This is a genomic window from Tenacibaculum gallaicum, assembly GCF_003387615.1.
Classification (GTDB): Bacteria; Bacteroidota; Bacteroidia; order Flavobacteriales; family Flavobacteriaceae; genus Polaribacter; species Polaribacter gallaicus.
The window spans coordinates 1-17348 of the sequence record NZ_QUNS01000006.1 but is presented as its reverse complement, the minus strand read 5'-3'; the positions used below and the strand labels follow the sequence as shown (position 1 = coordinate 17348).

Here is a 17348-nt window from a genome sequence, read left to right as displayed (position 1 = left end):
TCTAGTCGATAAGTCTGTTATATTTGCAACTCAAATTACACTATGAGTTTTAACTTACTTTCTTCACCTTTACAAGGGTTTACCGATTTTCGTTTTAGGAATGCCCAACAAAAATATTTTGGTGGTATCGATACTTATTATGCTCCTTACATTCGATTAAATGGGAAATTTAAAATAAAATCGAGTTATGAACGTGATTTACTCCTTGAAAATAACACAACCTTAACGGTTATTCCACAAGTTATAACCAATGATGCTGAAGAATTTTTATTTGTTGCCAAATATGTACAAAATTTAGGTTATAAAGAGTTGAATTGGAATTTAGGGTGTCCCTACCCTATGGTTACAAAATCGGGTATGGGTTCTGGTTTAATTTGTAATCCTACACGTATAGATGAGATACTACATCGTGCTCATAACGAAACCGACATTCTAGTATCGATGAAAATGAGAATGGGTTATGAAAACAGTGAAGAAATACTGCACACTTTTCCTATTTTAGATAAGTATCCATTAAAAAATGTAGCTATTCACGCCAGAATTGGAAAACAATTGTACAAAGGAGGTGTTGATTTAGATGCTTTTCAAAAATGTATAGACGTTGCCAAGCATCAATTATATTATAATGGTGATATTACCACAGTAGCAGGTTTTAAAGCTATAAAAGAACGTTTTCCTAGCATTACACATTTTATGATTGGACGTGGTTTAATTGCAGATCCGTTTTTACCACAAATGATTAAAGATAATACTACTGAATATCCAAAAGACAGATGGAAAATATTTGGAGAGTTTCATGATGAAATATACCAGCAGTATGATGCTGCCTTATCTGGACCAACGCCTATAAAAATGAAAATGTTAGGCTTTTGGGAGTATTTTTCTCAATCGTTTTCTGATCCTCGTAAAACTTATAAAAAAATTAAAAAAGCGACAAACCCTAAGAAATATCAAGTGGCTGTTAAGGAGATTTTGAATGGAGAAAGGTAAAAAAGGTTACCCTCTTTGAAAGATAACCTTGAAACTTTAAATATATAACTAATACTTATTATATTCTGTTTTACCTATTTTTATACAATTAATCACATGTTTTATAGCTCTATTTTTGCTATAACGACTGTTGATGTTAGGTTATTAAATAAGTTTTTAGGCAGACAGAAATAATAAACAAACACCGCAAATACTGTGATGATTGTTTTGATTTTATTATTCTTTATAAATTGTAACATTCTTTTTTAAGAAACGCAGTCAGCATGAACATCACTACAAGCTTGATATTCTGGTGGCAAAGCCCAAAATTCTTCACATTGTGTTTCATCGAAAACTAAGCCACATTCGTAACCACCACCTACAATAGATTTTTGTTCTTTTTTTGTTAAAGCTTTACCTGCTTTTAAAATTTCATTTTTCATGATAATACTAAGATTTATTTAAAATATAATTAAATCCTTGAACATTTAAAGGCACTCAAGATTTATGCCTATTCTTCGCGAAAGAATATTGTTATTAATTATTTCAAAACTTTAATTCATCTCTATCTTTAGCACATGCTATATAATCATTGATTACATTACTTCTAATTATTTTTTTGATAAATATCACTCCAAAAAACAAACAACATCAAAATAGCTACCTATGTACCAAGGTTACACTGGTCTATTTCTAAGTTTACGCCAATGTAATACGAACTTTTTTATTTTTTAAGCGTGTATTATTTAAATCTTCCAATAATCTTTTTGACTCAGTAATAGGAACTGAAATAAAAGCACAATCTTGTTTTAGTTCAATAACTCCTACTTGTTCTTTGGTTAAATTTCCTTTTTTAAAGAATAAACCTGCAATATCTCCTTTAGATATTTTGTCTTTTCTTCCTCCAGAAATAAATAACGTCTCCCAATAACTAGGCTTTAATTTTTGTTTCTGAGAAATATCCGCATTGGGTATATTTTTAAGAAATTCTGGTAAGCTTTCTTTTTGCCATTTTAAAACATAAGCAGTTCCTTTGGCATTAACTCTTGCTGTTCTACCATTTCTATGCGTAAACTCTTCTACTCTTTGTGGTAATTCGTAATGAATAATGTATTTCATTTCTGGAATATCAATTCCTCTTGCAGCCAAATCAGTCGCTAACAATACTTGACTTGTTCCGTTTCTAAACTTTATTAAAGAACGTTCTCGATCTCTTTGTTCCATTCCTCCAGAGAAACAACTGTGTGCTATCTTGTTTTTAGTCAAAAACTCGCTTACATTAGCAATACTGTCTTTTAAATTACAAAAAATAATTCCTTGTTCATTCCCTATATGGTGTAATAGTTCTACTAAGGTTTGATTTTTATTTTTTGATGGTGAAACAACCGTTTTTAAAGTTAATTTCTTTGGTTTTTTACCTGTTAAATAGTTTAATACGGTAGGATTGCTTAAACGTACAAAATCTGGAACTTCAGCTTCTTGTGTTGCTGAAGTTAAGATACGTTTATTAATATTAGGTAATTGATTAATTATTCCGCGCATTTCGTACTCAAAACCAATTTCTAACGATTTATCAAATTCATCTAAAATTAGAGTTTTAATACTTTCTTTAGAAAAACGATTGTTAGCAAAATGGTCAGATACTCTACCTGGCGTACCAATTAATATACTAGGTGTATGTTTTAACTCTATTTTATCTTTTGCCATTGAACGCCCACCATATACAGCATTCACTTTTAAACCTGTTCCCATTTCACGAATTACCTGTTCTATTTGAATCGCTAATTCTCTTGATGGTACTAAAATTAAAACTTGAACCTCTTTATTATTAGGGTCTATTAACTTTAATGTTGGTAATAAAAACCCCAATGTTTTACCAGTACCAGTGGGTGATAGTATTACTGTATTAGTTGTTTTATCAATCGTAGAAATGGCATTTTGTTGCATTTCATTTAACTCATAGATATTTAATTTTGCTAAAATATCTTCTTGTGTTTTTATTTTTGTTGTCATATTATTTAATATCTATGAGTTTATTACTTATTTGGTATATTAACTACTTCACTACTTTAATCCACTCACCTTTGGTACGTGCTATGTAATCATTATCATACATTGCTTCAACTTGTACCCCTGGTAAATAATATTCTCCTAAATACGACGCATTTAGTAATACTCTAAATGTTTTAGTTTCGTACTTTTTTAAGGTAAAGTAATTACTGATACTTGCATCTCGTATATCGGTATAATCTACTTTTGAAGACGTAGTATTGTTTCCAAAATCAGTAAAACGAGTATTTACAATTTCCCATCCTGAAGGAATATATTGTGTTAATGCTACATTATCAATCGTTTCACTTGTTGGGTTCTTTACTGTAACTTCTGCTACAAAATTAGTCCCTTGTGATAAGTTATCTGGTGTAATACGTGTACCGTCTTTTGTTTTGTATGTGATAGATGTTTCTAAATTCTTTTGGAATACTTTTTCTTCACCAATTGGTAAAATTCCTTTGTTTAGTATACGTACATATAAAACTCCGCTGTTTTTGTTGGTTATTTTTAATGAATTCTCTTTTTGAATTGCGATTAAATCTTTTGCCAACAACGATTTTGAAGTACTTGCTTCTCCTGAAGCTTTATTTAATACATAACTTGTATTAATTCCATCACTACCTCCATTTTTCAAAGCATATTGGCTCATTGCTAGTAAACTATATGCTGTAGTTTGCGTACTCATCCAATTATTACTAGATAAATCTTCAGCTATTTCTTTTGCTAATTTTATTGATTTTGTTTCATCATCCAATAACATATAGGTTTCTAAAGACATTGCTTTATTTCGCGTTTCAGAACCATAGTTTGAATAATATCGTTTTGTATACGTATAACCAGTAATTCCTTTTAAAATAGATGTTGCTATAGCCTTTTTGCCTATTAAAGCATACGCACTTGCTAATCTCATTTTTGCTTCATCTGAAACTCCCATTGACTCTCGTAAACGGTTCATTGAAGCTAAATCAGGGGTATTAGCTAAACTCAGGGTATACAATCGGTAAGCTTGTGAAAGCGAATTGTTGTAGTAACGTGAGTCATTTCTCCAATTACGTGCTTGTTGTTTTTGATACCCTATCCATTTTGACTTGAATCCAATAGGTAGCGCATATCCTTTCTTTTCAGCTTCAATCATAAAATGACCTGCATACGATGTTCCCCAGCTATTAGCACTACTATTTCCTTGCCAGTATGACAATCCTCCATTAGATAATTGGAAATCTGATAAGCGTTGAATTGCTGCTTTTATATTTCTTTCTATTGAAGCTATCTTCTCTTTTGATAATTCAAATAATTCTGGTAAAAACAACTGCGGAAAAGCACCAGAGGTTGTTTGTTCTACACATCCATGTGGGTAACGAATTAAGTATCCCAAACGCTTCGTAAAATTCATTGGAGGTAAGGTTGATAACTCTAACGTAGCTGCGTTCGTTCCTTTAGTACCAAAACTTGTAAAGTTAATCTCCCCTACTTCATTAGATTTCAATACGACATCTTTTACTTCTGTAGTTACTGGATTTGGGTTTAACACATCTATTTCCACCTCGTAAGATGCTTTTTCTCTTCCTGAACTTGCATCTATTTTCACTTTACCTATTCCTTTAAAATCGTTCACCTTTAATGTAAAGTACGCCATTTTTTCATCTGGCTGATTAAATGAAACCGTTTGTGTTCTATCTCCTACAATTGTATATGCTTCGTTTGGTTGTACTGTTACTTTTACATTTTTAATATTTGATTTCATTGCAAAAACAGTAACTGGTAACGTAACGGTTTCTTCTGGTGTTATTTTACGAGGCAATGAGGCTAAAATCATTACTGGTTTTCGTACAAAAGCTGTTTTTTCATCACTACCATACGCATCTTTTTTAGTATCGGTAGCCACTACCATAGCACGAACAGATCCTACATATTTTGGTATTTTAATTTTGTGTTCCTTACTATCTCCCTTTTCTAAATCGAAAGGTCCTAAATAAGTAACCATTGGTTTGAATCGGTTGGCTTTCCTGTTTTTACTTCCTGCTTCTGCTTCATCACCTCCAATACTTAATATTTGATTTACTTTTCCACCGTAAGCACCAATTACATCATCAAATATATCCCAAGTTTTTACTCCTAAAGATTGGCGTGCATAGAACACTTCCCAAGGGTTTGGTGTTTTAAAACGTGTTAAATCTAACAAACCTTCATCTACCAATGCAATCGTATACGTCATTGGTCTACCTTTTTCTTCTTTCACTCGAATGGTAGCCGTAGATTCTGGTCGTAACTCATCAGCTAACTGGATTTTTGGTTCTAATTTAGTTGCTGGATTGTTTACCAACATTGGTATTGAACCGTACATACGAATTGGTAAATCGTTTACCGTTTGACTATGTTTTTGTAACAATGAAATGTTTACAAATACATTTGGTGTATAACTCGCTTTTACTGGGAAACTAAATGATGTTTGTTGTGCTTGTGTTGGTACCCAGAAATGGTCTAATACCTCTGTTCCATTTTCTATCGTAATAAACGCTTTTCCTCCTTCGGAAGACGGAAACTTAACAGTTGCTTTTTCATCTACTTCATACGATTCTTTATCGGTTGTAAATATTAGCATCGTAGCGTTACTTTTATCTTGATTTCCTTTCTTCTTAGCATACCAAGAAGGCCAATCAAAATATACCACATTTGAGGTAACGTGCTTACTTTTTGAATCTTTTACTTTTATTAAATAACGTCCCCAATCATTTTCATCAACTTTTAATTTAAACGTTCCCTTACCACTTCCGTTTGTTGTTACTTTTAGTTTTTTATATGGTTCATGGTAACGTGTACCGTCATAACTTGATAATCCATTATCAGAGGTACTCCACCACCAACGCCATGATAATTTATATACGTTTACTTCTAAACTATTCGCTACTCCTTCCCCATCTTCGTTTACTGAAGCTACATTAAATGTATAGTTTTCATCGGTAAATAAATAATTTTTAGACTGTGGTTCTTCAGCATCTTGCAATCCTGCATATGAAGTATACGGCGATACTTTGTTAGAAAATACATCAGTACTAAAGTCACCACCATTTTCATACACTTTTGTAATAAAGCTTGCTTTCAACATACCTGGAGCTTTACTATCTAATTTAGGCTTTACCGAAAACTTAGTGGTTCCTTCGTTACTTAAATTTCCTTTTAATACCTTAAACTCTTCAGTTCCAAATCGACGAGTTACATCATCAAAATTATAGCTTTTGAATTTTGAAAACTCTGTATTGGTTTGTGAAAATTTTCCGTTGATATCTAACTTTAATCCTCTAGCTATTGCTCCATGCAACCATTTTACTTCTACATCTCCTGTAATAGTTGAGTTTGCTTTGATAAACTCTGAATCTGTAGCTAGTTTAATCTTTAATCGATTAGGTTTAATAGTTTCAACTTTTAATGTTTTATTAAAAACAGCCCCTCCAACACTTACACGTAGCTTCCAGTTACCAGTAATAGCTTCTGGATTTGTTCTTGGAGCATATGCATATACATTGTTTGATTTCTTTGAAAGTACTTTTCTGTCAATTATCTTTCCTCTTGGATTTAATAATTCAAATTTTATTGGGTGTTCCTCTGGAATTGGATTAGCATTGTCATTTAATACAAATGTTAAGAATATTTGGTCTCCTGGTCTCCACACTCCGCGCTCTCCATAAATGTACCCTTTAATTCCTTCTTGTAATTTCACCCCAGAAACATCAAACTTACTCATTGACAGTGTTTCTCCATCCTTCAATTTCACATAAGTAGTATTGCTTTTTTTAGAAACTACTGCAAAAAAGTCATTTGTTACGTCAGAAAAAGAAACTACTCCCTCTTTATTAGTTGTAGCTGAAGCTACTTCTTGTTTTTGTAGATTATATAAGGTTACTTTTGCTCCTTCTATAACATCTGTGGTAAGTATATTTGTAACAGCTACTAACGTTTTATTGTTATTTCCTTTTTTTACTATAACTCCAATATTCGTAGCTAAAATATTTGTACTAATATCTTTGTTGTAATAGTATGACGTTGTGCAAGGATCCTCTCTATCTCTCCAACTATAATCGTAGTAATAATCGTCGTAGTAATTAGGATTATCATAGCTTTTGGTATCTATCTTCTTTTTCCCGAAAACGATGGTTTTGGTTGAAACACCTTCAGTACATTTATAATTTGAATAGTCTTTATTGAATGAAAACTCAACTCTATACATCGCTCCGTTTTCCACTTTTATTATTTCTGCTAAATCAATAGCAAAAGCATTTTCTTTACTTAAATCTAATCCTTGATTACCAAGGTTTACTGTATATTTCGCTACCGGACGCCCTACATAACGTAAATTTCCTTGATTACTTAAATTATTATTTTGTAAAAACTGTAATACATTCTCCTTGTATACTTTATAAATTGTAGCATCAATCGCTTTTAAGTTAACTGCACTAAAATTTATTTTTAGGTTATTAGAGTTTGGAAGTATTGATCCACTCTTTATAAACTTTACCGCTGGCTTTAATTCTTCAAAATAAACCGTTTTAATTGTGTTTTCTTTTAAAGCGTAACCATCCACACTCTTAATTCCTTTGAATATCTCTATATCAACTTTTTGTGTAAATGATGATTTTGGGTATACCGTTACCTTATTACTATTTACCTTATATGTAAAAGCTCTTTTTTGAGTATTTAAAAACTGAATAAGTCCTTTTAAGTTTTGTGATTTTTGGATTGGATCTGAGAAGCTTATTTCGATATGTTGTTTATCTGTATCAATAACTTCAACATTTAATATCTTAAAATTATTTTTTCCTGTAATGGTTACCTCTCTACTTCCTTTAGACTCTGACTGAATAGGCGTTCCAGTCCACTCTACCTTTAGTTGTTTATCTTCTTTAAATCGTTCTATACTGTCTATCTTAAAGTAAACTTTAGAACTTACCTTACCTGCAGTACTAAACTTTATAGCTTTTTCTTTCCCGTTGTATGTAGCTTTTACCAAAGATGCTATTTTTTCCGTTTCAATAATATCACTGGCAATTAACTCTCCTTCTACCTCATATAATTTTTTATTATAAACACTTGGAGCTTGTAAGGAAACGTTGAATAATAATTCTTTAGTTTTTACTTTAATAGTAAAGTTCTCTAAATCTTCCTCTATATCTTCATACAACTTAGATAAATGAAGTGTTATTAAATACTCTTGATTACTTTTTAATTTTTCAGCAGGCACAAAAACTAGCTCACTGTCATTAAAAACAACTTCTCCTTTTATGGCCGGTTTTGTAGTAATTACTTCAGTGGCATCAAAGTTTGTTGTGACTTTATTTTTTAATACAAACTTTAAATTAGGGCTTACCGATATCAGTTTATCTGGAAAAACACTAATGTACTCACTAAACTCATTAACGTTACTTTCTGTAACAGCAGATTTTTTGCAGGAGTTAGCGATAAACATTAAAAAGATTAATGTAAAAACGCCAATAATTTTTTTCACTTTTTTAAATAATTGTAATTTCATTTCATCAGAAGTTTTTGTCTTTTTTATCTAAAACTAGTTAAAAATATCTTTAAAAGATTATCTATTTAGAATTTGTAGCAATTCATTTAGTATTCGCAATTAAAGCCAATATTTTTAAGCAATTTTCTCAAGAGATTTTTTTAATAACAAATCTAGCTATTTTTAAGCTATTTATGATACAATTAGCACTTATATTTTTTACTTTTACAGCCTGAATAATACATTATGCTTGGATTACAATTTGATACTGAAACTTCATGGGTTGAAGTTGCTAAAAATGGATTGGAACAGTTATTAACAGATCATGCCTTTGCTGAACAAAAAGCTGCTTCAAATGCTGTGTCAATTATCATCAATTACTCTGAAGAAACTGAACTTGTTAAAGACATGAGTGATATTGCTATTGAAGAAATGGAACATTTTAGAATGGTACATAACATAATGATTGAACGTGGTATGGTTTTAGGACAAGCAACTAAAAACGACTATGCTTTAAAATTACAAAAATTCTTTCCGCATACAAAAAACAGAACTGAAGCATTAATTCACCGACTTTTAGTTGCTGCTTTAATAGAAGCGCGTAGCTGTGAACGCTTTAAGGTTTTTGCTGATAATATGGAAGATAAAGAATTATCAAAATTCTATATCGATTTAATGATTTCTGAAGCAAATCACTACACCTTATTTTTAGGATATGCTAGAAAGTATATGGATCGTGAAATTGTAGATAAAAAATGGGAAGACTTATTAGCTTTTGAAGCTGAAATGATGCGAGAAAGAGGTAAAACAGCAAAAGTTCACGGATAGTGTTTAGTAAAGAAGAATCTGCCCGCTTACGTAAGGAGTTTTGGACTAGTTTTGGAAAGTCTTTTCCAAGAAAATGGTTGTTATACAACACTAAAATAAAAGGATTTGCTTTTAAATTTCAAGCAGACAGAAAAAAAGCTTCAGTTTGTTTAGATTTCGAGCATCCAGAAAGTATTGCCAATGAATTGCTTTACGATCAACTTCTTTCTTTGAAAAATATCTTGGAAACAGAATATTTGCCTGAAGTTATTTTTGATAATAATTTTGAACTAGATAATCACAAGATTATTCACAGAGTTTATGTCCCTTTCGATAAGAAGTTTAGTATTCATAATAAAGACACTTGGCGAGATTGTTATGAGTTTTATGTTGAAACTATGACACAATTTGAACTGTTTTTTTATGAATATGAAGACTTTATAAAGCAAGCAATCTAGTCACAGGAAAAACACCTTTTTTGTTAAAATACACACATTTAACTTGTTTTGTATTTAATTTTCATTATATCTTTACAACGTTTTTGATTAACCCCTAACCCCTATAATCATGAATAACTACCCCCAAAAGTTATTGGTGCTATTTTGCGCACTAATAATAACATCTTGTTCTTCTAACGAAGCCGAGATAGCTGATAGTACCCCAGAAATGTCAACTAGTATCAATGAGAAATCGATAGAAGCGGACGTTTTAGACCTTATTAATTCTTATAGAGTTAATAATGGCTTTTCTTCACTAAACAAGTTACAAACGATTAAGTCGCAAACAAACAATCATACAAATTACATGATTGAAAAAGAAGAAATTTCTCACGACTTTTTTCACCAACGCAAAGAGTATTTGACTGAAAACGCTAATGCTATTAAGGTAGGTGAAAATGTAGCTTATGGCTATTCTACTGCTGAAGCTGTAGTTGATGCTTGGATTAAAAGCAACGGACATAAAGAAAATATTGAAGGTGACTATACTCACTTTGAAATTACAGCTGAAAAAAGCGACAACGGTAAGTGGTATTACACTAATATTTTTGTGAAAAAATAGTGAAGTAAATTAAAGCCCCAAACTCAATATGCGCATTGAATTGGGGCTACTAAAGAAAACTACTCTACGGGAGACTAATTTCTTTTTCTTACTATTTATAATCATTGACGATTATAAATTTTGATCGTCTGTTTTCTTGATGTTCCTCATCTGTACAGGGAACACCATTAGAACATTTGTTCATTAACTGTTTTTCTCCATAGCCAATGGCACTTTCTATCCTATTGGTAGCTATACCTCTTGAAAAAATATAATCTCTGGTAGACTTAGCTCTTCTATCTGATAAAATCTCATTGTACCTATCGCTCCCCCTACTATCGGTATGAGCTTCAATCTTGATAATCATTTTTGGATGATTGTTCATTACTCTTACAATGTGCTCTAATTCATAAGCTGCATCTGGTCGTATATTCCATTTATCGAAATCGAAAAATATAGGATCTATCACTATTTCGTTTCCTATAATTAATGGTGTTAGATATAAATCATGTTCTATCTCTATACCTCTTACATCTGTCGTTTCAATATTATTGATAAAATCATCTTTATAATCTAACTTTGTTCCTCTTAAAGAAAATTTTTTCTCACATTCTACTTCAAAAACGTAGGTGGCATCTTCTTGAGTTACAAACCTTTTTATTACTTTACCTTCAGAGTCAATCAATTCGACTAAAGCATTGGGTAATATTTCTTTAGTTCTTTTATCATATGTTACTCCTTTGATAAATTGCTTGCATTTTAGCGTTCTAAACTTATATACATCATCTTGTCCTTTCCCTTCAGGTCGGTTTGAAGAAAAGTATCCTGTTTTTCCATCTTCATTATAAAAGAAAGCAAAGTCATCGTACCCACTATTAAATGGAGCTCCTATATTTATAACTTCTGACGAATTGTTTATTAGTAAGTCAGATTTAAAAACATCTAATAACCCTAAGTTTGCATAACCATCCGAAGAGAAATACAAGGTATAATCTTTAGCTACAAAAGGAAACATCTCTCTTCCTTTTGTATTTACTTTATCTCCTAAATTTATTGGTTCACCATACTCTCCATTAGGTAAAATAGCTACTTTATAAATATCAGTTAAGCCATAACTATCTGGTCTATCAGACACAAAATATAATGTTTTCTCATCGGGACTCAATGCTGGATGCCCACTAGAATACATTTTATCATTAAACGGTAACTCTTCAATATTATCCCACTCACCATTAACCAATGTAGCTTTGAATATTTTTAAATGTGATGTTCCTTTTTTACTATACTCTAACTTTTTTTTATCGTTTAAGTTATTTCTTGTAAAATATAACGTTTGACCATCTTTAGTTATCGCCACGCTCGATTCATGAAAGCTTGTGTTAATTTTAGAAGAAACAATAGGAATAACATTTTCTATACTATCTTCCTTCTTTTCATTTTTAGTAATTTTGGCTTGATATAAATCTAAATACGGTTGGTTATTCCATTCATAAATTTCGCCATCTTTTTTTCTTGTCGAAGCAAAATACAATTTCTGTCCATGTACATATGATCCAAACTCTGAGTTTTTAGTATTAATATCTAAATTTGCTACGACTACGGAGTCTTTATTAAGCGTTTTTAACTTATCATAATCAACATTTCCTGTTTTTAACGCTGTATCGGGTATTTTTTGAAGCCATGTATCTGCTTTGTCATATTCCCCTATACTTCTAAGTGACTGTACATATCTATATATAGCATCATCTGTTAAATTTTCATTTCTATTTGAAGCAACTCCATACCAATAAGCTGCTTGTTTAGAATTAGAGTTATTATAATAACAATCTGCTAATCTTGTTACCATATCTATCCCATCATCACCTCCATTTATGGCTTTTTTATAAAACTCGGCTGCTTTTACGTACGCATATTCTTTATAGAATTTATTTGCTATTTTTCTTTGAGAAAATGCAAAGCATGATAAAAAAAGTAGTATCAGTGTAATTTTTGTCTTCATAACTATGCTTTTTAAAAATATCTAGGAGATTTCGTTCTATATGACTTAGGAAATAACTCAAACATTAATAATATTTCATGTGTACCATTTGAATATTGATTGATGTCTGATAATGGATGTTCATACGCGTAACCTATTCGGAACTGACGAGATACTTGAAAATCTACTAAAGCTCCTAAAGCCCCTGTATTTTCATTAATTCTATAAGAACCTCCTAACCAGAACTTTTCATTGAATAAAAAGTTTGCTGTTATATCATATGATACTGGAGCTCCGTTGGTTGCTTTAATTAATGTAGCTGGCTTAAATTTTACGTTATCACTTACATCAAAAACATACCCCCCTGTTAAATAGTAACTTACTTTATCTATGATTCCGTAATTAATTCCGTTAACAACCAAATCATTATGATCTATATTTAATAGTCTTGGAGCTGAAAACCCTACATACCATTTATTTGTGTGCAATAATAAACCGCTCCCAAAATTAGGTTCCCATCTATTTTGAATCCCTGAAATTCCTGGATCTGACCCTTCAGAGGCTATTAAAGCATCATCAATATTGTATTGAGTAAACCCTGCTTTAAGTCCAAAGGCTAGTTTTATATCGTCATTAAGTTGAATTGTATATGAGAAGTCTCCATATAAATAGGTGAAATTTTCATATCCTAATTGATCATTTATAAATGATAACCCTAATCCTATTTTATCATTTCTAAGAGGTGAGTGAATAGATAGGGTTTGTGTTTCTGGTGCTCTATCTAATCCTGCCCACTGGCTTCTATGCAGTCCAACAATACTCAGTACTTCCCTACTTCCTGCATATGCAGGATTAATAGAAATTGTGTTGTACATATACTGAGTAAATTGTGGTAGCTGTTGTGATTGAACTGTTAAAACTGTTGTAAAAAACAGTACAATAACTGCTTGTAATAGCTTGTAATTTTGGTTCATAGCTATAATATTATTTGGTTCCTAAGTAAATTGCTCCTGTAAATGGTTTTAACCCACTATTTTCTAATATTACAATGTAGTAATATGTACCAGCTGGTAATCTTTCTGCTGATCCAAACGTAGCTCCATCTGAAACTCCGTTCCAATTATTTGCATAATTATTAGATTCAAAAACTCTAGCTCCCCAACGGTTAAATATTTGTACATTGGCTATAAATCCACAAGATTCTACTCCTGTAACTTCAAAAAATTCATTCCATGAATCTCCATTAGGGGTTACTGCTTTTGAAATTACCACATCTTCTTGTCCACATGGTAATACTATACAATCATCGTTTATATTAATCGTAACTTTTGTCGATGTTAAACAGCCATTGTTTGCTGATGTATACGTAAATATATAATCTCCTAAATTTACTCCCGACGGGTCAAAGCTTCCATCATCAGATACTGTTACGCTTCCTTGAGTTACTTCCCAAGTTCCATCTTCACTTTGATTCGCTAAATAGTCATTCAAGTCAATTTCGCCATCGTCAATACATCTTGAATCTGCTATTTCTGTTACGGATGTTTTTACAGTTACTGTAATATATTGTGTAAAGTCTGCTGTATTTCCACAATCATCTGCTACTGTCCAAGTTCTAGTGATTGTATAGTCACTATCGCTTCCATCAAATGTGCTTGTTTCCTCAAAATTTGTTTGTGTTACATTTGAAGAACAATTGTCTGTAAACTCTAAAGTTGGAACTTCAGGAACAGTATCACATTCTACTGTAATATCTTCTAATGTTGACACCAAGGTTGGCGCTTCATTATCTTCTATTGTGATAACTTGAGTATGTGATGTGCTATTACCTGCACAATCTTGTACTTCCCATTTTCTTGTAATGATATACTCTGAAGCACATCCTTCTTCTTGGCCTGAAAGCTCTTCTGAATATACAACTATTACTTCAGAATCACAATTATCTGTTGCTGTTAGTACTGCTACTGCTGGAATAGCATCACAACTTACTATTGTGTTTGTTGGTAAAGTCTCAACAAATTCTGGTGCGGTAGTATCTTCTACAGTTACCTCTTGAGTATGCGAGGTTGTATTACCTGCACAATCTTGTACTGTCCATGTTCTTGTGATTGTATATTCTGATGCACATTCGTCATCTTGCCCTGACAACTCTTCTGAATAATTCACAGTCACAGAAGTATCACAGTTATCTGTTGCGGTTAATACCGCTGCTGCTGGAATCGCATCACAACTTACCGTTACACCTGCTGGTAATGCTTCTACAAATACTGGTGCAGTAGTATCTTCTACTGTTACTACTTGACTATGTGTAGTTGTATTACCTGCACAGTCTGATACAATCCATGTTCTTGTGATTGTATAATCTGATGCACATTCGTCATCTTGTCCTGAAAACTCTTCTGAATAATTCACAGTCACAGAAATATCACAGTTATCTGTTGCGGTTAATACCGCTGCTGCTGGAATTGTATCACAACTTACTGTTATCTCTGTTACTGGTAAAGTCTCAACAAATTCTGGTGCTTGCGTGTCTTCTACTGTCACTACTTGAGTATACGAGGTTGTATTACCTGCACAATCTTGTACTGTCCATGTTCTTGTGATTGTATATTCTGATGCACATTCGTCATCTTGTCCTGAAAACTCTTCTGAATAATTCACAGTCACAGAAGCATCACAATTATCTGTTGCGGTTAATACCATTGCTGCTGGAATTGTATCACAGCTTACCGTTACATCCACTGGCAATTCCTCAACAAATTCAGGTGCAGCAGTATCTTCTACGGTTACCTCTTGAGTATGTGAGGTTGTATTTCCTGCGCAGTCTTCTACAGTCCATGTTCTTGTGATTGTATATTCTGATGCACATTCGTCATCTTGTCCTGCAAACTCTTCTGAATAGTTTACTGTTACAGAAGTATCACAGTTATCTGTTGCGGTTAATACCATTGCTACTGGAATTGTATCACAACTTACTGTTATCTCTGTTACTGGTAAAGTCTCAACAAATTCTGGTGCTTGCGTGTCTTCTATAATAAATTTAGCACTATTGGTACCTACAGGATTTCCACAGGCGTCTTTCGCTGTAAAAATTACTTCTACTTCTCCTGTAAAACTACAGGTATATGTTAAATCTGTATAGTTATTACTCCATGATACAACGCTACAATCATCTGTTGCTGTTGCTCCTCCATTACTAGCTAACCAAGCGTTTAGCTCTGCTGTGTTTCCTGATCCATCACACTCTACAGTTTTATCTGATGGTTGTTGAGTTATTGTCGGTGCTGTTTCATCTTTAATTAAATATCCTGCGGTTGTGATACTTGAATTACCACAAACATCTGTAGCTGTAAAGGTTACTATAATATAACTTCCATCACATTTTACAGAAGTATCATCTCCATAATTATTTGTCCATGTTACACTACTACAGTTATCGGTTGCTGTTGCTCCTGCATTACTGTCTAACCAATCTTGTAAAGTAGTTTCTGTATCTCCTACTCCACATTCTATATCTATATTATTTTTATTCGTTTCATCTATAACTGGAGCTATATTGTCTTTAACTGTTATTATTTGATCTTTTTCTGTTGTATTTCCACAGTTATCTGTTAAAGACCAAGTTCTAGTTACAATTATTTCTCCTTCACATGAACCTGCTGATTCTATATCAGTATAATTAGCGCTTAAATTTGTATCACAATTATCAGATTCATCTATTACATCTCCAGTGATTCCAACATTAGCATCATAAGTACAAGTATCATCTTTAAATATTGTGATGTCAGCTGGAACTGTAAAACCTGGTTTAGTAATATCTGTTACTGTGATGGTTTGGCTATGACTTACTGTGTTGCCACAGTTGTCAGTTGATTCCCATTGACGTACGATTTCTCCACATCCGTCTACTACCGTATTGCTTACTTCGGTAAATACTACGTCTACTACGCTATCACAATTGTCCGTCGCTGTGATCGTTGGTACTGATGGTATGGCTTCACAGTCTACTGAAATATCGGTTGGTTCTGCTGATAAAGTTGGTGCAGTCGTATCGGTTACTGTGATGGCTTGGCTATGACTTACTGTATTGCCACAGTTGTCAGTTGATTCCCATTGACGTACGATTTCTCCACATCCGTCTACTACCGTATTGCTTACTTCGGTAAATACTACGTCTACTACAGTATCACAATTATCAGTCGCTGTAATCGTTGGTACTGATGGTATGGCTTCACAGTCTACTGAAATATCGGTTGGTTCTGCTGATAAAGTTGGTGCAGTCGTATCGGTTACTGTGATGGTTTGACTATGACTTACTGTATTGCCACAGTTGTCAGTTGATTCCCATTGACGTACGATTTCTCCGCATCCGTCTACTACAGTATTGCTTACTTCGGTAAACACTACGTCTACTACGCTATCACAATTGTCCGTCGCTGTGATCGTTGATACTGATGGTATGGCTTCACAGTCAGCACTTACATCGGTTGGTTCTGCTGATAAAGTTGGTGCAGTGGTATCGGTTACTGTGATGGTTTGGCTATGACTTACTGTATTGCCACAGTTGTCGGTTGATTCCCATTGACGTACGATTTCTCCACATCCGTCTACTACAGTATTGCTTACTTCAGTAAACACTACGTCTACTACAGTATCACAATTATCGGTTGCCGTAATCGTTGGTACTGATGGTATGGCTTCACAGTCTACTGAAATATCGGTTGGTTCTGCTGATAAAGTTGGTGCAGTCGTATCGGTTACTGTGATGGTTTGGGTATGACTTACTGTATTGCCACAGTTGTCAGTTGATTCCCATTGACGTACGATTTCTCCACATCCGTCTACTACCGTATTGCTTACTTCGGTAAACACTACGTCTACTACAGTATCACAATTATCGGTTGCCGTAATCGTTGGTACTGATGGTATGGCTTCACAGTCTACTGAAATATCGGTTGGTTCTGCTGATAAAGTTGGTGCAGTCGTATCGGTTACTGTGAT

At 32.9% G+C, this 17348-nt stretch carries 10 protein-coding genes; 4 read left to right on the top strand and 6 right to left on the bottom strand.

All coding sequences use genetic code 11. From position 1 onward, the window contains the following. Nucleotides 1-42 precede the first annotated feature (42 nt). Entirely contained in the window at nucleotides 43-990 is a 948-nt protein-coding gene (locus C7448_RS11355) for a tRNA dihydrouridine synthase (protein WP_115901503.1), read from the top strand. A gap of 245 nt (nucleotides 991-1235) precedes the next feature. On the opposite strand, the gene C7448_RS15855 is transcribed toward C7448_RS11355, so the two are convergent. From C7448_RS15855 to C7448_RS11345, 3 genes are all read right to left on the bottom strand, one after another. Then, nucleotides 1236-1412: a hypothetical protein gene (locus tag C7448_RS15855; protein WP_170137037.1), complete on the bottom strand. Its 177-nt coding sequence runs from the start codon at nucleotides 1410-1412 to the stop codon at nucleotides 1236-1238. A 256-nt stretch (nucleotides 1413-1668) separates the two neighbouring features. After that, nucleotides 1669-2982 carry a DEAD/DEAH box helicase gene (locus C7448_RS11350; protein ID WP_115901502.1) on the bottom strand — a complete coding sequence of 438 codons (1314 nt, stop codon included), beginning with the start codon at nucleotides 2980-2982 and terminating at the stop codon, nucleotides 1669-1671. 43 nt (nucleotides 2983-3025) lie between these two features. After that, nucleotides 3026-8545, bottom strand: a complete 5520-nt coding sequence (locus C7448_RS11345; protein ID WP_115901501.1) for an alpha-2-macroglobulin family protein — start codon at nucleotides 8543-8545, stop codon at nucleotides 3026-3028. 225 nt (nucleotides 8546-8770) lie between these two features. On the opposite strand from C7448_RS11345, the gene miaE reads away from it, so the two are divergent. From miaE to C7448_RS11330, 3 genes are all read left to right on the top strand, one after another. Further along, nucleotides 8771-9352, top strand: a complete 582-nt coding sequence (gene miaE, locus C7448_RS11340) for a tRNA-(ms[2]io[6]A)-hydroxylase (RefSeq protein ID WP_115901500.1) — start codon at nucleotides 8771-8773, stop codon at nucleotides 9350-9352. Further along, nucleotides 9352-9789 carry a DUF4268 domain-containing protein gene (locus C7448_RS11335; protein WP_115901499.1) on the top strand — a complete coding sequence of 146 codons (438 nt, stop codon included), beginning with the start codon at nucleotides 9352-9354 and terminating at the stop codon, nucleotides 9787-9789. Before miaE ends, C7448_RS11335 begins: the two co-directional genes overlap by 1 nt. Nucleotides 9790-9898: 109 nt before the next feature. Beyond that, nucleotides 9899-10390, top strand: a complete 492-nt coding sequence (locus C7448_RS11330; protein WP_245939473.1) for a CAP domain-containing protein — start codon at nucleotides 9899-9901, stop codon at nucleotides 10388-10390. A 91-nt stretch (nucleotides 10391-10481) separates the two neighbouring features. On the opposite strand, the gene C7448_RS11325 is transcribed toward C7448_RS11330, so the two are convergent. From C7448_RS11325 to C7448_RS11315, 3 genes are all read right to left on the bottom strand, one after another. Continuing rightward, nucleotides 10482-12368, bottom strand: coding sequence for an OmpA family protein (locus C7448_RS11325; RefSeq protein ID WP_115901498.1), 1887 nt, complete (start codon nucleotides 12366-12368; stop codon nucleotides 10482-10484). 11 nt (nucleotides 12369-12379) lie between these two features. Continuing rightward, on the bottom strand, nucleotides 12380-13321 hold the full coding sequence (locus C7448_RS11320; protein ID WP_115901497.1) for a PorP/SprF family type IX secretion system membrane protein: 942 nt from the start codon (nucleotides 13319-13321) through the stop codon (nucleotides 12380-12382). A gap of 10 nt (nucleotides 13322-13331) precedes the next feature. After that, on the bottom strand, nucleotides 13332-17348 hold a 4017-nt coding region (locus C7448_RS11315), incomplete at its 5' end, for a gliding motility-associated C-terminal domain-containing protein (RefSeq protein WP_147300528.1).